We start from the raw sequence: 19809 nt of genomic DNA, 5'->3' as shown, positions 1-19809 counted from the left end.
GAGAGGCGGGGAAGGAGGTCGGCGTGGGTACCAGAACGGTCCTGCAGCAACCCGACATCACGCGTGCTCTGACACGCATCGCGCACGAGATCCTCGAGGCCAACCACGGTGGCTCGGAACTCGTGCTGCTCGGCATCCCGACGCGTGGGGCCGTCCTCGCCGAGCGCCTCGGTCGCATCCTCGCCGACATCGAGCCCGGGTGGGAGTCAGCCGCGGCGGGGATCGGCAGTGAGCGGGTCGGCGCACTCGACGTCACGATGTACCGGGACGACCTGCGCCGGGGCATCGGTCGAGCGCCACACCCGACGGTGATCCCGGCCGGCGGCGTCGACGGCAAGGTCGTCGTCCTGGTCGACGACGTGCTGTACTCCGGCCGGACGGTCCGCGCGGCCCTCGACGCCCTGCAGGGCATCGGCCGTCCGCGCGCCGTCCGCCTCGCGGTCCTCGTCGACCGCGGCCACCGCGAACTGCCGATCCGCGCCGACCACGTCGGCAAGAACCTGCCGACGGCGGGCGACGAACGGGTCACGCTGCACCTGACCGAGACGGACGGTGTCGACGACGTCGTCATCGAACAGGGCGGTCCCGAACAGGGTGGTGCGTCGTGAGGCACCTGCTCTCCACCGCCGACCTGTCACGCGACGAGGCGATCGGGATCCTCGACGTCGCCGAGGAGATGGCCGAGGTCAACACGCGCGAGGTCCGGAAGCTCCCGGCGCTCCGCGGTCGGACGGTCGTGAACCTGTTCTTCGAGGACTCGACCCGCACCCGCATCTCGTTCGAGGCCGCCGCCAAGCGGTTGTCCGCGGACGTCATCAACTTCGCCGCCAAGGGGTCGAGCGTGTCGAAGGGCGAGTCGCTCAAGGACACCGTGCAGACCCTCGACGCGATGGGCATCGACGGCATCGTCATCCGCCACGGAGCGTCCGGCGCGCCGCGCGTGCTCGCCGAGGCGGACTGGATCGACGTGCCCGTCGTCAACGCGGGTGACGGCACGCACGAGCACCCCACGCAGGCGCTCCTCGACGCGTTCACGATGCGCCGTCGGCTGCACGGCACGGCGAGCCGCGGGCAGGGACTCGACGGCGTCCGCGTGCTCATCGTGGGCGACGTCCTGCACAGCCGGGTCGCGCGGAGCAACGCCTGGCTGCTCCGGACCCTCGGCGCGCACGTCACCTTCGCCGCCCCGCCGACGCTGCTGCCCGCGGTCGACCGTCCGTTCGGGGCCGCGGTGCACCACGACCTCGACGCCGCACTGGCCGAGGACCCGGACGTCGTGATGACCCTCCGGATCCAGCAGGAGCGGATGGACGACGCCTTCTTCCCGAACCCGCGTGAGTACACGCGGCACTTCGGGCTGACCGCCGCGCGGTTCGCCCGGCTGCCCGAGCGGACGCTCGTGATGCACCCCGGACCGATGAACCGGGGCCTCGAGATCGCCGGGGTCGCCGCGGACGACGCTCGCTCGACCGTCGTGGAACAGGTCGCGAACGGCGTCTCGGTCCGGATGGCCGTGCTCTACCTCGCCCTCACCGGTGACCACCAGAAGGAGACCGTCGCATGACCGCACACCTCATCCGTGGCGCGCAGCTGGTCGACGGCTCGCGTGCCGACATCCGCCTGGAGGGACGGCTCGTCGCCGCGGTCGGGTCCGGTCACGACGCGGCTGGTGCGACGGTGGTCGACGCCGACGGGCTGCTCGCCCTGCCGGGCCTGGTCGACCTGCACACCCACCTCCGGGAGCCCGGGCACGAGGAGTCCGAGACCGTCCTCTCCGGCTCGCGGGCCGCGGCCGCCGGCGGTTTCACGGCCGTGAACGCGATGGCGAACTCCTCGCCGGTCGCCGACACCGCCGGGGTCGTCGAGCAGGTGCAGGCGCTCGGGGACGACGCCGGGTACGTCACGGTCCGTCCGATCGGTGCCGTCTCGCAGGGGCTGCAGGGCACGCACCTGTCCGAGATCGGCGCCATGGCGACCTCACGCGCGAAGGTCCGGGTGTTCTCGGACGACGGCTCGTGCGTCGCCGACCCGCTGCTGATGCGCCGGGCGCTCGAGTACATCAAGGGCTTCGGCGGCGTGCTCGCACAGCACGCGCAGGAGCCCCGTCTGACGGTCGGCGCGCAGATGAACGAAGGCCGACTGTCGTCCGAACTCGGTCTGGCGGGCTGGCCGGCCGTGGCGGAGGAGTCGATCATCGCGCGGGACGTCCTGCTCGCCGACCACGTCGGAGCACGGCTGCACGTCTGCCACGTCTCGACCGCCGGCAGCGTCGAGGTGATCCGCTGGGCCAAGTCCCGCGGCATCGACGTCACGGCCGAGGTCACACCGCACCACCTGCTGCTCACCGAGGACCTGATCGCCGGGCACGACGGCGCCCCGGGCTACGACGCCCGCTACAAGGTGAACCCGCCGCTCCGTCGGCGCGAGGACGTCGAGGCACTCCGCGCCGCCCTGGCCGACGGCACGATCGACATCGTCGCGACCGACCACGCCCCGCACCCAGCCGAGGCCAAGCACTGCGAGTGGCCCGCCGCCGCGAACGGCATGGTCGGGCTCGAGTCCGCGCTGAGCGTGGTGCACGCCGCCGTGGTCGAGGACGGCCGACTGGACTGGGCCGACGTCGCCCGGGTGCTGTCGAGCGCGCCGGCCCGGATCGGTCAGGTCGCGGGTCACGGCCACGCGATCGCCGCAGGTGCGCCAGCCGAGATCACGCTCTACGACCCCGCGGCGGGCCGCGAGTTCTCCGTGGCAGACCTGCACGGGCAGTCGCAGAACTCGCCGTACCTCGGGATGCGGCTGCCCGGCCGGGTCGTCGCGACCTTCCACCACGGCGAGCCGACGGTGCTCGACGGGCAGCTCGTCGACGCCGACACCGTCGCGGGCCGGGCTGCAGCGGCACGGGTGGCGACGGCATGAGCGGTGACACGGCGCGCTGGCTGCTCGGCGGGGTCATCCTGCTCGCGGTGGCCGCGCTGTTCGTCGCGATGGCGCGCACCTGGCGGACCCGCAGTCGACGGCAGGCGGAGGCCGTGCCTCCCGTCCCGGTACCGGCCGACCGTGGTCCGGCGGCCGGGTCGTGGGACGGGTTCACCGTCGCGACGACCCGAGCCGACCAACCGCTCGAACGGATCACCGCCGGCGGACTCGGTTTCCGCGGTCGCGGCGGCGTGACCGTGCACGCGACCGGTGTCGTGCTGCACCACGCCGGCGTGGACGACCGGTGGATCGCCCGGAGCGCCGTGCGCGGCGCCGACCGGGCCACGTGGGCGATCGACCGAGTGGTCGAGCCCGGGGGACTGGTCCGACTGCGATGGACGGCGACCGGCGCCGCAGCAGCGACGGACCTCGACACCTACTTCCGGTTCCCGGAGGGCGACGCGGAAGCGCTCACCGCCCTGCAGGGACTGGCGACGACGAACGACTCCCCGCACACCGCGGGCGAAGGGACGAACTCATGACACGCGAACGGGCCGTACTGGTCCTCGAAGACGGCACCCGGTACGACGGCTGGGCCTACGGCGCCCGTGGGCGCACGCTCGGCGAGGTGGTCTTCGCGACCGGCATGACCGGCTACCAGGAGACGCTCACCGACCCCTCCTACGCCGGGCAGATCGTGGTGCAGACCGCGCCGCACATCGGCAACACCGGGGTCAACGACGAGGACCCCGAGTCCCGGCGCATCTGGGTCGCCGGGTACGTCGTGCGCGACCCGAGCCGCGTGGTGTCGAACCACCGCGCGGACGCGTCGCTCGACGACCACCTGGTGCGCGACGGCATCGTCGGGATCTCCGGGATCGACACCCGCGCCCTCACCCGTCGCATCCGCGACGCGGGCGCCATGAAGGGCGGCGTGTTCAGCGGGGCGGACGCCACGCTCGACGCCGACGAGCAGCTCCGGATCGTCAACGAGCAGGCCGGCATGGCGGGGAAGAACCTCTCCGCCGAGGTCTCCACGGCCGAGGAGTACGTCGTCGAGCCGGTCGGCGAGCGGATCGGCAAGCTGGCCGTCCTCGACCTCGGTGTGAAGTCGTCGACGACCCGCTACCTGTCCGAGCGCGGCTTCGAGGTGCACGTGCTGCCGCAGGACGTCACGGTCGAGCGGCTCCGCGAGCTCGACCCCGACGCGCTCTTCTACTCGAACGGCCCCGGCGACCCGTCGGCGTCCGACGCGCAGGTGTCCCTGCTGCAGGAGAGCCTCCGTGACGGCCGGCCGTTCTTCGGGATCTGCTTCGGCAACCAGCTGCTCGGCCGCGCCCTGGGCTTCGGCACGTACAAGCTGCCGTTCGGGCACCGCGGCATCAACCAGCCGGTGCTCGACACCACGACCGGCAAGGTCGAGATCACGAGCCAGAACCACGGCTTCGCGGTCGACGCGCCCGTCGGTCAGGTCCTCGAGTCCCCGGTCGGCTTCGGTCGTGTCGAGGTCTCGCACTACTCACTGAACGACAACGTCGTGGAGGGCCTCCGGGCGCTCGACATCCCCGCGTTCAGCGTGCAGTACCACCCCGAGGCCGCCGCCGGACCGCACGACAGCATGTACCTCTTCGACCGCTTCCGGGACATGGTGCTCGCCCGACGGCAGGGAGCGCCGCTCGACGCGGCCACCGCCGACGCCACCACGCCTGCCGCCGACATCACGAAGGAGGGCAACTGATGCCCAAGCGCACCGACATCAGCTCCGTCCTGGTCATCGGCTCCGGCCCGATCGTGATCGGGCAGGCCGCCGAGTTCGACTACTCCGGCACGCAGGCCTGCCGCGTCCTCCGCGCGGAGGGCGTCCGCGTCATCCTGGTGAACCCGAACCCGGCGACGATCATGACCGACCCGGACTTCGCCGACGCGACCTACATCGAGCCGATCACGAACGCCTCGCTCGAGGAGATCATCCGCATCGAGCAGCCGGACGCCGTCCTGCCGACTCTCGGCGGGCAGACCGCGCTGAACGCGGCGATCTCCCTCGACGAAGCCGGCATCCTCGAGAAGTACGGCGTCGAGCTCATCGGCGCGAAGGTCGACGCCATCCAGCGCGGTGAGGACCGGCAGCTCTTCAAGGAGCTCGTCCTCGAGTCCGGCGCCGACGTCGCGCGCAGCCACATCGCGCACACCCTGGAGGAGGCGAAGGAGTTCGCGAAGGACCTCGGCTACCCGCTCGTGGTCCGCCCGTCCTTCACGATGGGCGGTCTCGGCTCCGGCTTCGCCTACGACGAGTCGGAACTCGTGCGCTTCGTCGGCGACGGTCTGCAGTCCAGCCCGACGACCGAGGTCCTGCTCGAGGAGTCGATCCTCGGGTGGAAGGAGTACGAGCTCGAGTTGATGCGGGACAACGCCGACAACACGGTCGTCGTCTGCTCGATCGAGAACGTCGACCCGGTCGGCGTGCACACCGGCGACTCGATCACCGTCGCCCCGGCGCTGACGCTGACCGACCGCGAGTACCAGAACATGCGGAACATCGGCATCGACATCATCCGCCGTGTCGGGGTCGACACCGGCGGGTGCAACATCCAGTTCGCGGTCGACCCGGCGAACGGCCGTCTGATCGTCATCGAGATGAACCCGCGCGTCTCCCGCTCCTCGGCGCTCGCGTCGAAGGCGACGGGCTTCCCGATCGCCAAGATCGCCGCGAAGCTCGCCATCGGGTACCGCCTGGACGAGATCCAGAACGACATCACCCGCGTCACCCCGGCGAGCTTCGAGCCGACGCTCGACTACGTCGTCGTGAAGACCCCGCGCTTCGCGTTCGAGAAGTTCCCGGCCGCCGACGCCACGCTCACCACCACGATGAAGAGCGTCGGCGAGGCGATGGCGATCGGCCGCAACTACGCCACCGCGCTGCAGAAGTCGCTCCGCTCGCTCGAGAAGCGCGGGTCGAGCTTCCACTGGGACGTGCCCGCCGACCAGCTCGACAAGGCCGCCCTGCTCGAGAAGTCCTCGGTCCCGACCGACGGCCGCATCGTCACGGTGCAGCAGGCCCTCGTCGCCGGCGCCACGGCGGCCGAGGTCTTCGAGGCCACGAAGATCGACCCGTGGTTCATCGACCAGATCGTGCTCATCAACGAGGTCGCGGACGAGGTCCGTGCCGCCGAGACCCTGGACGCGGACACCGTCCGGTGGGCCAAGGAGCACGGCTTCAGCGACGCGCAGATCGCGGCGCTCCGCGGGGTCTCCGAGCAGGAGGCGCGTGACCAGCGCCACGCGCTCGGCATCCGCCCGGTGTTCAAGACGGTCGACACCTGTGCCGGCGAGTTCCCCGCCCTGACGCCGTACCACTACTCGTCCTACGACACCGAGACCGAGGTCGCCCCGAGCGACCGCAAGAAGGTCGTCATCCTGGGCTCCGGCCCGAACCGCATCGGCCAGGGCGTCGAGTTCGACTACTCCTGCGTGCACGCGTCCTTCGCGCTGAGCGACGCCGGGTTCGAGACGATCATGATCAACTGCAACCCGGAGACGGTCTCGACCGACTACGACACCTCGGACCGGCTCTACTTCGAGCCGCTCACGGTGGAGGACGTGCTCGAGGTCATCGAGGCCGAGCAGGCGTCCGGCCAGGTGGTGGGCGTCGTCGTGCAGCTCGGCGGCCAGACCGCACTGGGGCTGGCGAAGCCCCTCGAGGCCGCGGGGATCCCGATCCTCGGCACCACACCGGAGGCGATCGACCTGGCGGAGGAGCGTGGGGCGTTCTCGCGCATCCTCGACGAAGCGGGCCTGCTCGCGCCGAAGAACGGCACCGCCCACGACCTGGCCAGCGCCACCGCGGTCGCCGAGGGCATCGGCTACCCGGTGCTCGTCCGTCCGTCCTTCGTGCTCGGCGGCCGCGGCATGGAGATCGTCTACGACTCCGCCACCCTCGCCGACTACTTCGACCGGATGGCCGACCAGGCGATCATCGGCCCGGACCTGCCGCTGCTCGTGGACCGGTTCCTCGACGACGCGGTGGAGATCGACATCGACGCGCTGTACGACGGCGAGCGGCTGTACGTCGGCGGCATCATGGAGCACATCGAAGAAGCGGGCATCCACTCCGGCGACTCGTCCTGCACCCTGCCCCCGGTCGGCCTCGGCCGCGCCGAGATCCAGGCCGTCGTGGACGCGACCGAGAAGATCGCGCGCGGGGTCGGCGTCCGCGGACTCCTCAACGTGCAGTTCGCCATCGCCGCCGGGGTGCTCTACGTCCTCGAGGCGAACCCCCGCGCCAGCCGCACGGTCCCGTTCGTCTCGAAGGCGCTCGGCATCGCACTGGCCAAGGCAGCGGCACGCATCATGACCGGCACGAGTGTCGACGGCCTGGTCGCCGAGGGCCTGCTGCCGGCACGCGACGGCGCCTTCGTCCCGATGGAGGCCCCGATCGCCGTGAAGGAGGCCGTGCTGCCCTTCCGTCGCTTCCGCACCCGCGAGGGTCAGGTCGTCGACTCGGTGCTCAGCCCCGAGATGCGCTCCACCGGAGAGGTCATGGGCATCGACCGCGACTTCCCGCGGGCGTTCCTCAAGAGCCAGGAGGCCGCCTACGGTGGTCTGCCCACCAGCGGCACCGTGTTCGTGAGCGTCGCGGACACCGACAAGCGCGCCATCGTCCTGCCGGTGCACCGCCTGCAGCAGCTGGGCTTCACGATCATCGCGACCGAGGGCACCGCCGAGGTGCTCCGCCGCAACGGCATCCTGGTCGGCACCGTCGGCAAGTACAGCCAGGGGCAGGAGAGCGTCGTCGACCTGCTCGCTCGCAACGAGGTCGACATCGTCATCAACACCCCGAGCGGTGCCGCCGGTCGCGCGGACGGGTACGAGATCCGTGCGGCCACCGTGGCGGCGGACAAGCCGCTGTTCACGACGATCTCGCAGCTCGGCGCAGCGGTCGCGGCGATCGAGACGATCGGGACGCCGCACAGTGTCCGGAGCCTGCAGGACTACGCGCTCGAGCGGGCGGGCTGGTGACCCCAGGTCTGCACGGAGGCCCGACCCCGTTCGGCGTCCGGCTCGCGGCCGCCATCGGGTCGCGGTCCGCACTCTGCGTCGGGATCGACCCCCACGCCGCCACCCTGGCGGCGTGGGGGCTCGGCCGCGACGAGGCCGGACTCACCGCCTTCGGCGCGACCCTGGTTGACGCCGCCGCGGGGCGAGCGGCGGTCGTGAAGCCGCAGGTCGCGTTCTTCGAGGCGGCGGGGGTGCCCGGGTACCGAGCGCTCGAGGCGACGATCCGTCGCGCGCGTGATGCGGGCCTCCTGGTCGTCGCGGACGTCAAACGCGGTGACATCGGTTCGACCGGCGACGACTACGCCCTGGCGTGGCTGGACCGTGACGGCCCGTTCGCGGCGGACGCGATGACCGTGTCGCCCTACCTCGGGTACGGCTCGCTGTCCGGGACCGTCGCCGTCGCCCGCGAGAACGGGGCGGGCGTGTTCGTCCTCGCCGCGACGAGCAACCCGGAGGCGCGTGTGCTGCAGACAGCGGTGCTCGCCGAGGGCCCGCGTGCCGGCCGGACCGTGGCGGCCGGTATCGTCGTGGACGTGGCAGACGACAACCGGACGAGCGCCGACCAGCCCCTGGGGGACGTCGGGCTGGTCCTCGGCGCGACCCTCGACCTCGACGACTTCGGCATCACGGCCGACGAGATCGGCACCGCCCCGGTCCTCGCACCCGGCTTCGGTGCGCAGGGGGCCCGGATCGAGGACCTCCAGGCGCTGTACGGCAGCCGGGCGGAGCAGGTCCTCGTGAGCGAGTCCCGCGGGCTGCTCGGCGACGGGCCGGACGGTGTCGCCGCACTCGTGGCCGACCGTGCCGACCGGATCGCACGCGCGCTGGGGACGGCGGCGTGAGCGACGAGCAGTCGGACGTCCGGTCCGACGACACCGCTCCCGACCGCTCGGCCCTGCCGGCGCACCGCAACCCGCCGGAGGTCGACCGGGTCGCGGCCGCGAAGGCCGCGGTCGCCGCACGACGTGCCCGCGCCGCGGTCAAGTCGTCCATCGCCACCGGCGAACGGTCGCCGCTCGAGGTCGCCCGCTCCGCCTGGTCCGACGACGAGTCCGTCGTCGCGGCAACCGCGGCCGAACGCTCGCTCCGCGTCCGTGACCTGCTCACGAGCCTGCCCGGTGTCGGACCGGCCCGGGCGGAGGCCGTGATGGGTGCGCTGCGGATCGCTCCGTCGAAGCGCCTCGGGGGACTCGGCAGCCGGCAGCGGGCCGAACTGGCGGACTGGCTCGCCCAGCGCGGACGCAAGCGCGCGGCGTCGAAGCTCGTCGTGCTCGCCGGACCCACCGCGGTCGGCAAGGGCACGGTCAGCGCGTACATCCGTGAGCAGTACCCCGAGGTGAACCTCAGCGTCTCCGCCACGACCCGGAAGCCCCGTCCGGGCGAGGTCGACGGCGTGCACTACTACTTCGTGGACGACGCCGAGTTCGACCGGATGATCCGCGACCGTGAGCTGCTCGAGTACGCGACCGTGCACAACTCCTACCGGTACGGCACCCCGCGGCCGCCGATCGACCGCGCGCTCGACGCCGGCGAGAAGGTCATGCTCGAGATCGACCTGCAGGGCGCCCGCCAGGTGCGGGACGCGATGCCCGAGGCCGTCCTGGTGTTCCTGCTGCCGCCGACGTGGGACGAACTCGTCCGTCGGCTCATCGGCCGCGGCACCGAGACGCCCGAGGAGCAGACCCGCCGACTCGAGACCGCGAAGGTGGAGCTCGCGGCCCAGGACGAGTTCGACGTGCGGATCGTGAACTCCGATGTCAGCACGGCGGCACGCGAGGTCGTAGACTTGTTCTCTGCGCCCTGACCGGTGCACCGACGACGAGGAGCAACCCCATGGCCAACCCCCAGGGCATCATCGACCCGCCCATCGACGACCTGCTCAGCAAGGTCGAGTCGAAGTACGCGCTCGTGATCTTCGCTTCGAAGCGCGCTCGCCAGATCAACGACTACTACGCCGACCTGCACGAAGGCTCGCTCTTCGACAACGTCGGCCCGCTCGTCGACTCGACGATCGACGACAAGCCGCTCTCGGTCGCGCTCCACGAGATCAACGAGGACAAGCTGACCGTCACCAAGCAGCAGCAGCCCTCCGCCTGATCCCGGTGAGTGCGCTCCGCCTGTTCACGTCGGAATCGGTGACCGAAGGCCACCCCGACAAGATCTGCGACCAGATCTCGGACGCGATCCTGGACGCCCTGCTCACGGTCGACCCGAACGCACGGGTCGCCGTCGAGACGATGGTGACGACCGGGCTCGTGCACGTCGCGGGAGAGGTCACGACCTCTGGCTACGTCGAGATCCCGCAGCTCGTCCGCGACGTCATCACCGGCATCGGGTACAACTCGTCCGACGTGAGCTTCGACGGTCGCACCTGCGGCGTCGAGATCTCGATCGGCGCGCAGTCCCCGGACATCGCCCAGGGTGTCGACGAGTCCCTCGACACCCGCTCGGGTGCCGGCACCGACCCGCTCGACCGCCAGGGCGCCGGTGACCAGGGCATCATGTTCGGCTTCGCGACGAACGAGACGCCGGAGTACATGCCCGTCGCCATCTGGCTCGCGCACCGCCTGGCCGAGAAGCTCGCCGCGGTCCGCAAGTCCGGCGAGCTGACGTACCTGCGCCCGGACGGCAAGACCCAGGTCACGGTCGGGTACGACGGCGTCACGCCGAAGACCGTCGAGACCGTGGTCCTGTCGACCCAGCACGCGCCGAGCGTCTCGCTCGAGCAGCTGACCGCGGACATCACCGAGCACGTCATCCGCCCGGTGCTCGACCTGGTGGAGCTCGATTCCTCGCACGTCGACGTGATCGTGAACCCGACCGGACGCTTCGAGATCGGCGGCCCGCAGGGTGACGCCGGACTCACGGGGCGCAAGGTCATCGTCGACACCTACGGCGGGGCCTCCCGGCACGGTGGCGGCGCGTTCAGCGGCAAGGACCCGTCCAAGGTCGACCGCTCGGCCGCCTACGCCCTGCGCTGGGTCGCGAAGAACGCCGTCGCGGCGGGTCTCGCCGACCGCCTCGAGGTCCAGGTCGCCTACGCGATCGGTCGGGCCAAGCCCGTCGGCCTGTACGTCGAGTCCTTCGGCACCGGCCACGTCGACGACGCGACGATCGAAGCCGCGATCACGAAGGTGTTCGACCTCCGACCGGCCGCGATCATCCGTGACCTCGACCTGCTGACTCCGAAGTACGCGCAGACCGCGACCTACGGGCACTTCGGTCGCGAACTGCCGGGCTTCACCTGGGAGCAGCTCGACCGTGTCGAGGAGCTCCGCACCGCGGCAGGACTCGTCTCCGCCACCGCCTGAGGCCTTCGTGGCCACCGTCGCGCGTGTCGTCCTCGACTCACCGCTCCCGCAGCTCGACCGTCTGTTCGACTACCGGGTCCCGGCCGAGATCGAGGACGACTGCATGCCGGGGGTCCGGGTCCGGGTGCCGTTGCGCTCCGGCGCCCGGATGACCGACGCCTACGTGGTGGAGGTCGTGGCCGACGACGCCCTGTCGCCGGAGAACGACTTCCCGGGCGAGCTGAGTGCCGTCGAGGAGCTCGTCAGCCCGGTACCGGTGCTCGCGCCGGAGGTCTGGGAGTTGGCCCGCGCCGTGGCCGACCGTGCAGCCGGGGTCGCGAGCGACGTGCTGCGCCTCGCGGTGCCGACGCGGCAGGTCCGGCCGGAGAAGGCCTGGCTCGCTCGTGACCCGGACCACGTGCCGCCCCGCGTGACGGCAGTCCCGGTCGACGGGTACGGCGACGCGGTCATCGAGGCGGTGATCGACGCCGGCGGACGCGCGGCCGTCGGTGCGATCCCGCACCCGGTCCTGCTCGCCGCCCCGGCCCGAGCGATCCCGGCCGACGACACCGACGGGCCTGCTCCCGCCTGGGTGCCCGGCTGGGCCGCGACCCTGGCGCAGGCCGCCGCACACACCCTGGCGGGGGAGCGGTCGGCCGTCATCGCCGTGCCCGACTTCCGCGACGTCACGGACCTCGAGCGCGCCCTGCTCGTCCTCGTGCCCGCCGAGCGGGTGGTGCGGTTCGACGCGAAGCAGACGAACGGGCAGCGCGCCCGGGCACTCCTCACCGCCCGGACGCACCCGGTCGTCGCGATCGGGAGTCGTGCCGCCGTGTACGCACCGGCGTCGGACCTCGGGCTCATCGCGCTCTGGGACGACGGCGACCCGTCCTTCGCCGAGCAGCGCGCACCGTACGTGCACACCCGTGACGTCGCGCTGGTCCGGACCGCCCAGTCCGGGGCCGCGCTCCTGATGGTGTCGCACGCGCGGAGCACCGACGTGCAGCGGCTCGTCGAGCTCGGATGGCTGCAGGAGGTCGGTCCGCACCGCGCCCGTGTGCCGAAGGTCGTCCCGACCGCCCACCAGACCAATGCCGACGGGTACGCCGCACAGGCCCGCATCCCGAGCAGTGCCTGGCGGGCCGCCCGCGAGGCCAGTCACGACGGGCCCGTGCTCGTGCAGGTGTCGAACCCCGGCTTCGGGACCGGCCTGGTCTGCACCGAGTGCGGGGAGCGCGCCCACTGCCGGGTGTGCGGTGGTCCGCTCGGCAGTCCGCACGCCGGGTCCACCCCGCAGTGTCGCTTCTGTGGCGCGCTGGCGGCCGGGTACCGCTGCCCGACCTGTGGCAACGGGAAGCTCAAACCCGTCGGCCAGGGTGCCCAGCGCACCGCCGACGAACTCGGACGCGCCTTCCCGAACACCCGGATCGTGGTGGCCGACGGATCGCGCCCGATCGACGAGGTACCGGCCCGTCCCGCGGTCGTCGTCGCGACCCGCGGCGCCGAACCGGACGTCGCCGGCGGTTACGCCTGCGTGCTGCTCCTGGACGGCGAACGGATGCTGGCGCGCGAGGGACTGCGGGTCCAGGAGGACGTCCTCCGGATCTGGGCGAACGCCGCGGCGAAGGGCGCTCCCGGAGCGCCGGTGTACCTCGTCGGCATCGGCGGCAAGCTCGCGAACGCGATGGCACTCTGGCGGCTCGACGTGCCCGCCCACGACGAACTCACCGACCGTCGTGAGCTGTTCTTCCCGCCGGCGGTGCGGGTCGCCACCCTGACCGGGACGGACGAGGCGGTGACCGGCGCGATCGAGGCGCTCGGCGACGCGCCGGTGGGCCCGGTCCTCGGACCGGTCCCCGTTGACGACCCGACGCCGGGGACGGTCCGCGCGATCGTGCGCTTCCCCTACGGCCACGGGACAGAGGTGGCGGCGACCCTCAAGGCCGAGGTGATCCGCCGGTCGTCGACGCGCCGGGTGGTCAAGGGCGGGGCGAAGCGTCGTGCGGCTCCGGCCCTCCGCGTCCGGATGGACGACGCCGAGCCGTTCTCAGAGGTCTGACCCGGTCGCTGCAGAGCCGAGCCCGGACATGACGGGAGGCCCGTGGCGATCCCGCCACGGGCCTCCCGTCATCGCATCGACCGAGGTCACCGGCCGGCGTCACCGGCCGAGGCCACCGATCCGGGTCAGCGCGCGGTCCGCTCCGCGCCGACCGGTGCACGGCGGCCGCGCGAGAGCACGACGCCGAGGGCGACCATGCCGATCGCGAGGACCAGGTGCAGCCAGTTGTCCGCCGAGTTCAGCGGCACGAAGTTCGCGGCGCTGTCGCTGTTCGCGGTGAACAGGCCGTAGATCCAGAGCACGAAGTAGACGACGCCGCCGATGACCAGGTAGAGCCGGGAACCACTGGCGCGTCGGGCCGCGAGGACGCCGACGATGCCGAAGAGCAGGTGGACGATGTTGTGCAGGACCGACACCTGGAAGATGCCGAGCAGCATGCCCATCGAGTCGTTGCCGGCACCACCGAGGTCACCGGTGGTGAGGCCGGGGATGAAGCCCGCGAGGCCGACGAGCAGGAAGACGATGCCGACGACGAGAGCGCCCTTCTGGACGGGCGTCTCGGCGAAGCTGGTGGGGGCGGGGGTGGAGAGTCGGTCTGACATGTTCGTTCCTTTCAGGGAATCGCCTGTGAAGGTACCCGTCCGTCTCCGCGCTGTCCGGAGGCGAGGGCACAGCTCGTCCGGCACGAGGCCGGCGAGCCGGGTCCACGGATCAGCGTGGCTGGGCCGGGTTGGTCGGGTCCCCGTGTGACGGCGGGTTGATGACCGGACCCGACGTGGCCGGGGTGACGGCCGGGGAGCCGCCGGTGCCCTGCTGGACTTCGGGGAGGTGCTCGGGCACCGAGCCGGTCGGTTCGGCCCCGGCCTCGAGTGCGGCGATCCGGGAGGTCAGCACCTCCACGACCGGCAGCCGGTTCCCGTGGGCCCGCTCGTGCTCGAGCAGGGTCTGCAGTTGGTCGCGGTCGAGCGGGCGGACGTGCTCGGCGAGGTTGCCGAGCGGCAGGTGGTCGAAGTCCGGCAGCGGCAGTGCGTCGGTGGTCATGGTGCTCCTTCCGTCGAGATGCCAGCGACCGTAGGCAGACGTGCCTCAGCGCATCCCCAGGCCCCGCGTGGAGGGCGGCCGCCCGGACGCGGCCGCGGCTCGTGGGAGACTGGTCCGATGCGTCTCGTCGTCGCCGGCAGTCCCGCTGCCGCGGTCCCCACCCTCCGTGCTCTGGCGGCGTCCGACCACGAGATCGCGGCGGTGCTGACCCGCCCGCCGACACCGCAGGGCCGGAAGCGCGTGCTGACGCCCACGCCGGTCGCGCAGGCCGCGGCGGAGCTCGGACTGCCGGTGATCGAGGCCTCCCGCGTGGACGACGAGGTGACGGCCCGGATCGCGGCGCTCGACGTCGACCTCGGTGTGATCGTCGCGTACGGGGCGCTGCTCCGCCGCCCGGCCCTCGACGCCCCGCGGCTCGGCTGGGTCAACCTGCACTTCTCCGACCTGCCGGCGTACCGCGGTGCCGCCCCCGTGCAGCGTGCCGTGATGGCCGGTGCGACGACCACGGCCGCGACGGTGTTCCAGCTGGTCGAGGCCCTGGACGCGGGCCCGGTCTTCGCGGCCGAGCCGTTCACGATCGACCCGGAGGCCACCTCCGGCGAGGTCCTCGGCGCGATGGCGGTGACCGGTGCCGACGTCGTCGTGCGGGTCGTCGACGCCATCGCCGCCGGCACCGCCGTCGCCACCGAGCAGGTCGGCGCTCCGTCGTCGGCCCCGAAGCTCACGCTCGACGACGGCCGGACCGACTTCGCCGCCCCGGCCGCCGCGGTGCACGCCAGGCTCCGCGGCGTCACCCCGGAGCCCGGTGCGTTCGCACACCTCGGCGAGACCCGGGTGAAGCTGCTGCGGGCCCGCCGGTACGGTGCACCCGACGGTCGGCCGGGAGGCCCGGAGGACTCCGCCCCGCACCTCGCGCCGGGTGCGCTCCGACTCGTCGACGGTGCCCTGCTGGTCGGGACGGCGGACGAACCGCTCGTGCTGACCGAGGTGCAGCCGGCCGGCAAGAAGGCGATGGACGCTGCGGCCTGGGCCCGAGGGCTCGGACCGCTCGACGGGAAGGTGCTCGCATGAGCGCGGAACAGGCGCGGTCACGCGGATCGCAGCGTGGCGGCCGCAGCGGCGGCAACGGTGTCGGGCGGACCGGCGGGCGCCCCGGCGGCCGACCCCGGGAGCCCCGGCAGGTGAGCGCCCGGCGGGTCGCCTTCGACGTCCTCCGTGCCGTCCAGGTCGACGACGCGTACGCGAACCTGCTCCTGCCGACGCGCATCCGACGAGCCGGGCTCAGCGCCCGGGACGCCGGTTTCGCCACCGAACTCACCTACGGCACGATCCGGATGATCGGCCGCTACGACGTGGTGGTCGCGGTGGCGTCCGGACGTCGGGCGGACCTCATCGAAGCCGACGTGCTCGACGTCATGCGCCTCGGTGTGCACCAGCTGCTCGGCATGCGGACCCCGACCCACGCGGCGGTCTCCGCGACGGTCGAGCTCGCCCGCGAGGTCGGCGTCGCCCGCGCCACAGGCTTCGTCAACGCCGTGATGCGGAAGGTCGCCGGCAAGACCCCGGAGGAGTGGGACGCCCTGGTGACGGCGGGCCTCGGCGGGGACGCACTCCTCGCGACGCGCTGGTCGCACCCGGTGTGGGTCGTGTCGGCACTCCGGGACGCCCTGGCCGCGGAACGGTCTCGTGACGAACTCGTCGCGCTCCTCGCCGCGGACAACGAGGCACCGCGGGTCCAGCTCGCGGCGTTGCCCGGTGTCGCGTCGGCGGAGGACGTCGAGCAGGCGACCGCCCGCGTGGCGGCGGACGACGACGAGACGGGGGAGGTGCCTCCCGTCGGTCCGGAAGACGACGCCGACGCCGCCGAGGTGGCCGAGGCCGACCAGGCCGACGCGGCGCCCGAGCCCGCCCCGACCGCTCCCGACCTGCCGGTCTCGCCCGTCGGGATCCGCGGCGTCACCGGTGACCCGGCGCGCGTCCCCGGCGTCGCCGCCGGCCGGCTCCGCGTCCAGGACGAGGGATCGCAACTCGCGGCCCTCGCGCTGTCCCGTTCGTCCGAGGTGCGGGCCGGCGAACGCTGGCTCGACCTCTGCGCGGGCCCCGGAGGCAAGGCCGCGCTCCTGGCCGCCGAGGCCGCACAGGCCGGCGCGACCCTCGTCGCCAACGAACTCGTCCCGGCCCGGGTGGGACTCGTCCGGGAGGCCCTCCGCGACTTCCGTGACACCGTCACCGTGGTCGAGGGTGACGGTCGCCGCTACGGGCACGACGGCTCCGGTGTCACGTACGACCGCGTCCTGCTCGACGCCCCGTGCACCGGCCTCGGCGCGCTGCGTCGCCGTCCGGAGGCCCGCTGGCGCAAGCAGCCGGAGGACGTCGCCGAACTGGCCGTCCTGCAGGAGGAACTGCTCGAGGCCGCGGTCCGCGTGCTCGCACCGGGCGGCACCCTGGCGTACGTGACGTGCTCGCCGCACCTGGCCGAGACCCGCGGCCAGGTCGACGCCCTGATGCGTCGGCACGGGGACCTGCTCGAGCAGCTCGACACCGCATCGGTGGTCCGCTCGGTCGCCGCGCGTGACCCGCAGGTCGCGGCCGGCCGGACCGTGCAGCTCTGGCCGCACCGGATCGGGACCGACGCGATGTTCATCGCACTGTTCCGCCGGACCGCCTGACGGGCTGTCGGTTCGGTGGCCGGCCGGGTCCGGGCCGGTAGGCTCGACGGGTGACGATCCGCATCTCGCCGAGCATCCTGTCCGCCGACTTCGCGAACCTCGAGCGCGAGCTGCAGCGCATCGAGACCGCCGACATGGTGCACGTCGACGTGATGGACAACCACTTCGTGCCGAACCTGACCCTCGGTCTGCCGATCGTTCAGCGCCTGCAGCAGGTCTCGCCCGTGCCCCTCGACGTGCACCTCATGATCACCGACGCCGACACCGAGGCGCCGAAGTACGCCGAGACCGGCGCGTCCAGCGTCACCTTCCACTTCGAGGCCGCGACCGACCCCGTCGCCACCGCTGCCGCCATCAGGTCGAACGGGGCCCGCGCCGCGGTCGCCGTGAAGCCCGGCACCCCGATCACCCGGGTGTTGCACCACCTCGACGCCTACGACATGATCCTGCTGATGACCGTCGAGCCCGGGTTCGGTGGCCAGGCGTTCATGACCTCGGTGATGCCGAAGCTCGCCGACGCACGCGCCGCGGTCGACGCGTCGGGGCTCGACGTCTGGCTGGAGGTCGACGGTGGCATCGCGGTCGACACCGTGCCGGAGGCGGTCCGGAGCGGCGCGGACACGCTGGTCGCCGGCTCCGCGGTCTACGGCGGCGAGCCGGCCGCCCGCATCACCGATCTCCGGGCGGCGGCACAGCGTGCGCTCGCAGACCGGTAGCCTGGGAACGTGAAGACGTTCGACGACCTGTTCGCGGAGCTGACCGAGAAGGCGCGCACGCGCCCGGACGGCTCCGGCACCGTCGCCGAACTGGATGCCGGCGTGCACCAGATCGGCAAGAAGATCGTGGAGGAAGCCGCCGAGGTCTGGATGGCGGCCGAGTACGAGGGCGACGAGCGCACCTCGGAAGAGATCTCGCAGCTCGTGTACCACCTGCAGGTCCTCATGATCGCGAAGGGCCTGACCCCGGCGGACGTCTGGCGACATCTGTAGGGAGCGCGTCACCCCGCGCACCGCAGAACCGTCACCGACCCCCTCCTCCAGGAAGCAGACCTGATGCTCCGCATCGCCGTGCCCAACAAGGGCTCACTGTCCGAGACCGCCTCCGAGATGCTGCGGGAGGCCGGGTACGCCGGCCGCCGTGACCCGAAGGCGCTGCACCTCATCGACGAGCGCAACGGGGTGGAGTTCTTCTTCCTCCGTCCGCGCGACATCGCCACCTACGTCGGCTCGGGCGCACTCGACGTCGGGATCACCGGCCGCGACCTGCTGCTCGACTCGGGGTCGACCGCGCACGAGGTCGATGCGCTCGGGTTCGCGGACTCCACCTTCCGCTTCGCCGGCGCCCCGGGCCGGTACAGCGAGCTGCAGGACCTCGAGGGCGTCCGCGTCGCCACGAGCTACCCCGGCCTCGTCGGCGAGTTCCTCGCCCAGCACGGCGTCACCGCGACCCTCGTGAAGCTCGACGGCGCTGTCGAGAGCGCCGTCCGGCTCGGGGTCGCCGACGCCGTGGCGGACGTCGTCTCGACCGGCAGCACACTGCGCGCCGCCGGACTCGAGATCTTCGGGCCGGTCATCCTCGAGTCCACCGCGGTGCTCATCACCACCGACGAGACCATCTCCGGCATCGACGTGCTCCGGCGCCGGCTGCAGGGCGTCCTGGTGGCCCGCGGCTACGTCATGCTCGACTACGACATCCCGTCCGACCTGCTCGAGCAGGCGACCGCGATCGCCTCGGGCATCGAGTCGCCGACGGTCTCGCCGTTGCACGACCGCGCCTGGTCGGCCGTCCGCGTGATGATCCCGCGCGACGACGCCAACCTCATCATGGACGCGCTGTACGACCTCGGCGCCCGGGCGATCCTCGTCAGCCCGATCCACGCCGCACGCCTGTGACCGACGCACCCGACGCGACCGCACCGGCCGCCGCACTCGGCGGGGTCTCGGTCCGTGTCATCCCGTGCCTCGACGTCTCCGGTGGTCGGGTCGTCAAGGGCGTCAACTTCCTCGACCTGCAGGACGCCGGGGACCCCGTCGAGCTCGCCGCGCGGTACTACGAGCAGGGCGCCGACGAGCTGACGTTCCTCGACGTCGGTGCGACGGTCGAGAACCGCGCCACGATGTGGGACACCGTCACCCGCACCGCCGAGCAGGTCTTCATCCCGCTCACCGTCGGCGGTGGGGTCCGCACCGTCGACGACGTCTCCCGCCTGCAGCAGTGCGGCGCGGACAAGATCGGCGTCAACAGCGCCGCGATCGCCCGCCCGGAGCTGGTGTCCGAGATCGCTGATCGTTTCGGTGCCCAGGCGGTCGTCCTGTCGCTCGACGTCAAGCGTTCCGCCCGGATGCCGTCCGGTTTCGTGGTCACCACGCACGGCGGTCGCACCGAAACCGACATCGACGCGATCGCCTGGGCGCGCGAGGCCGTCGAGCGCGGCGCGGGGGAACTTCTCGTCAACTCCATCGACGCCGACGGCACGAAGAACGGCTTCGACCTCGAGCTCGTCGCCGCGGTCCGTCCGGTCTCCACGGTGCCGGTCATCGCCTCGGGAGGCGCGGGGCGCGTCGAGCACTTCGCCCCCGCCGTCGACGCCGGTGCGGACGCGGTCCTCGCGGCGAGCGTGTTCCACCGCGGCGAGATGACCGTCGGCGACGTCAAGGACGCGCTCCGCCAGGCCGGCCACGTCGTCCGCTGACGCGGTCCCGGCGGCCGGGTCGGGCCTGCCGTCCGGCATGTCCGTCCGCAGCCAGCGCGCCGGACAGGGCCGTAGGCTGGTGCCCTC

Annotated in this window: 19 protein-coding genes; 17 read left to right on the top strand and 2 right to left on the bottom strand. The window is 72.4% G+C overall.

The window, feature by feature from the left end:
- Positions 1–23: 23 nt before the first annotated feature.
- Genes pyrR through DEJ33_RS03160 form a run of 11 tightly spaced genes read left to right on the top strand, consistent with a single transcriptional unit; the run spans position 24 to position 13320 of the window.
- Positions 24–608, top strand: a complete 585-nt coding sequence (pyrR, locus tag DEJ33_RS03210; RefSeq protein WP_111043759.1) for a bifunctional pyr operon transcriptional regulator/uracil phosphoribosyltransferase PyrR — start codon at positions 24–26, stop codon at positions 606–608.
- The gene (locus tag DEJ33_RS03205) at positions 605–1564 is read left to right on the top strand and encodes an aspartate carbamoyltransferase catalytic subunit (protein WP_111194261.1); all 960 of its coding nucleotides are present in this window, start codon (positions 605–607) and stop codon (positions 1562–1564) included. The genes pyrR and DEJ33_RS03205 overlap by 4 nt, the downstream gene beginning before the upstream one ends.
- Positions 1561–2916, top strand: coding sequence for a dihydroorotase (locus tag DEJ33_RS03200; protein WP_111194260.1), 1356 nt, complete (start codon positions 1561–1563; stop codon positions 2914–2916). The genes DEJ33_RS03205 and DEJ33_RS03200 overlap by 4 nt, the downstream gene beginning before the upstream one ends.
- Complete coding sequence (locus DEJ33_RS03195; protein WP_111043756.1) at positions 2913–3458, top strand: hypothetical protein; 546 nt, start codon at positions 2913–2915, stop codon at positions 3456–3458. The genes DEJ33_RS03200 and DEJ33_RS03195 overlap by 4 nt, the downstream gene beginning before the upstream one ends.
- Complete coding sequence (gene carA / locus DEJ33_RS03190) at positions 3455–4654, top strand: glutamine-hydrolyzing carbamoyl-phosphate synthase small subunit (protein WP_111194259.1); 1200 nt, start codon at positions 3455–3457, stop codon at positions 4652–4654. The genes DEJ33_RS03195 and carA overlap by 4 nt, the downstream gene beginning before the upstream one ends.
- Positions 4654–7932 (top strand): carbamoyl-phosphate synthase large subunit, encoded by a 3279-nt coding sequence (gene carB, locus DEJ33_RS03185; RefSeq protein WP_111194258.1) that lies wholly within the window; start codon positions 4654–4656, stop codon positions 7930–7932. The genes carA and carB overlap by 1 nt, the downstream gene beginning before the upstream one ends.
- Positions 7929–8813, top strand: a complete 885-nt coding sequence (gene pyrF / locus DEJ33_RS03180) for an orotidine-5'-phosphate decarboxylase (RefSeq protein ID WP_258378074.1) — start codon at positions 7929–7931, stop codon at positions 8811–8813. The genes carB and pyrF overlap by 4 nt, the downstream gene beginning before the upstream one ends.
- 53 nt (positions 8814–8866) lie before the next feature.
- On the top strand, positions 8867–9775 hold the full coding sequence (gmk, locus tag DEJ33_RS03175) for a guanylate kinase (RefSeq protein ID WP_111194297.1): 909 nt from the start codon (positions 8867–8869) through the stop codon (positions 9773–9775).
- 29 nt (positions 9776–9804) lie between these two features.
- Complete coding sequence (rpoZ, locus tag DEJ33_RS03170) at positions 9805–10068, top strand: DNA-directed RNA polymerase subunit omega (protein ID WP_110902190.1); 264 nt, start codon at positions 9805–9807, stop codon at positions 10066–10068.
- A gap of 5 nt (positions 10069–10073) precedes the next feature.
- Complete coding sequence (gene metK / locus DEJ33_RS03165) at positions 10074–11282, top strand: methionine adenosyltransferase (RefSeq protein WP_111194257.1); 1209 nt, start codon at positions 10074–10076, stop codon at positions 11280–11282.
- A 7-nt stretch (positions 11283–11289) separates the two neighbouring features.
- Positions 11290–13320, top strand: coding sequence for a primosomal protein N' (locus tag DEJ33_RS03160; RefSeq protein ID WP_111194256.1), 2031 nt, complete (start codon positions 11290–11292; stop codon positions 13318–13320).
- Positions 13321–13445: 125 nt separating this feature from the next.
- On the opposite strand, the gene DEJ33_RS03155 is transcribed toward DEJ33_RS03160, so the two are convergent.
- Positions 13446–13922 (bottom strand): DUF4383 domain-containing protein, encoded by a 477-nt coding sequence (locus DEJ33_RS03155; RefSeq protein WP_111077225.1) that lies wholly within the window; start codon positions 13920–13922, stop codon positions 13446–13448.
- 109 nt (positions 13923–14031) lie between these two features.
- A complete protein-coding gene (locus DEJ33_RS03150) occupies positions 14032–14361 on the bottom strand; it encodes a hypothetical protein (protein ID WP_110902194.1) in 330 nt (109 codons plus the stop codon).
- Between the two features lie 117 nt (positions 14362–14478).
- Between DEJ33_RS03150 and DEJ33_RS03145 the strand changes: the two genes are divergently transcribed.
- The 6 genes from DEJ33_RS03145 (at position 14479) to hisF (ending at position 19722) form a co-directional block, all read left to right on the top strand.
- Complete coding sequence (locus DEJ33_RS03145) at positions 14479–15432, top strand: methionyl-tRNA formyltransferase (protein WP_111077224.1); 954 nt, start codon at positions 14479–14481, stop codon at positions 15430–15432.
- Complete coding sequence (locus tag DEJ33_RS03140; RefSeq protein ID WP_111077223.1) at positions 15429–17030, top strand: RsmB/NOP family class I SAM-dependent RNA methyltransferase; 1602 nt, start codon at positions 15429–15431, stop codon at positions 17028–17030. Before DEJ33_RS03145 ends, DEJ33_RS03140 begins: the two co-directional genes overlap by 4 nt.
- A gap of 50 nt (positions 17031–17080) precedes the next feature.
- Positions 17081–17746: a ribulose-phosphate 3-epimerase gene (rpe, locus tag DEJ33_RS03135; RefSeq protein ID WP_111077222.1), complete on the top strand. Its 666-nt coding sequence runs from the start codon at positions 17081–17083 to the stop codon at positions 17744–17746.
- A gap of 9 nt (positions 17747–17755) precedes the next feature.
- Positions 17756–18019: a phosphoribosyl-ATP diphosphatase gene (locus tag DEJ33_RS03130; RefSeq protein ID WP_110902198.1), complete on the top strand. Its 264-nt coding sequence runs from the start codon at positions 17756–17758 to the stop codon at positions 18017–18019.
- Between the two features lie 63 nt (positions 18020–18082).
- On the top strand, positions 18083–18922 hold the full coding sequence (hisG, locus tag DEJ33_RS03125; RefSeq protein WP_111077221.1) for an ATP phosphoribosyltransferase: 840 nt from the start codon (positions 18083–18085) through the stop codon (positions 18920–18922).
- A complete protein-coding gene (gene hisF / locus DEJ33_RS03120; protein WP_111194255.1) occupies positions 18919–19722 on the top strand; it encodes an imidazole glycerol phosphate synthase subunit HisF in 804 nt (267 codons plus the stop codon). The genes hisG and hisF overlap by 4 nt, the downstream gene beginning before the upstream one ends.
- Positions 19723–19809: the final 87 nt, after the last annotated feature.

Origin of the sequence: Curtobacterium sp. MCPF17_047 (assembly GCF_003234045.1) — a bacterium.
Classification (GTDB): Bacteria; Actinomycetota; Actinomycetes; order Actinomycetales; family Microbacteriaceae; genus Curtobacterium.
Note: the sequence above shows the minus strand (reverse complement) of the source record. Positions and strands in the feature narration are given on the sequence as shown.

Coding starts and splice junctions, on each gene's coding strand:
- DEJ33_RS03150 (WP_110902194.1), bottom strand. CDS start 14,361: ATGACCACCGACGCACTGCCGCTGCCGGACTTCGACCACCTGCCGCTC.
- DEJ33_RS03145 (WP_111077224.1), top strand. CDS start 14,479: ATGCGTCTCGTCGTCGCCGGCAGTCCCGCTGCCGCGGTCCCCACCCTC.
- carB (WP_111194258.1), top strand. CDS start 4,654: ATGCCCAAGCGCACCGACATCAGCTCCGTCCTGGTCATCGGCTCCGGC.
- DEJ33_RS03195 (WP_111043756.1), top strand. CDS start 2,913: ATGAGCGGTGACACGGCGCGCTGGCTGCTCGGCGGGGTCATCCTGCTC.
- DEJ33_RS03200 (WP_111194260.1), top strand. CDS start 1,561: ATGACCGCACACCTCATCCGTGGCGCGCAGCTGGTCGACGGCTCGCGT.
- rpoZ (WP_110902190.1), top strand. CDS start 9,805: ATGGCCAACCCCCAGGGCATCATCGACCCGCCCATCGACGACCTGCTC.
- carA (WP_111194259.1), top strand. CDS start 3,455: ATGACACGCGAACGGGCCGTACTGGTCCTCGAAGACGGCACCCGGTAC.
- DEJ33_RS03155 (WP_111077225.1), bottom strand. CDS start 13,922: ATGTCAGACCGACTCTCCACCCCCGCCCCCACCAGCTTCGCCGAGACG.
- DEJ33_RS03140 (WP_111077223.1), top strand. CDS start 15,429: ATGAGCGCGGAACAGGCGCGGTCACGCGGATCGCAGCGTGGCGGCCGC.
- hisG (WP_111077221.1), top strand. CDS start 18,083: ATGCTCCGCATCGCCGTGCCCAACAAGGGCTCACTGTCCGAGACCGCC.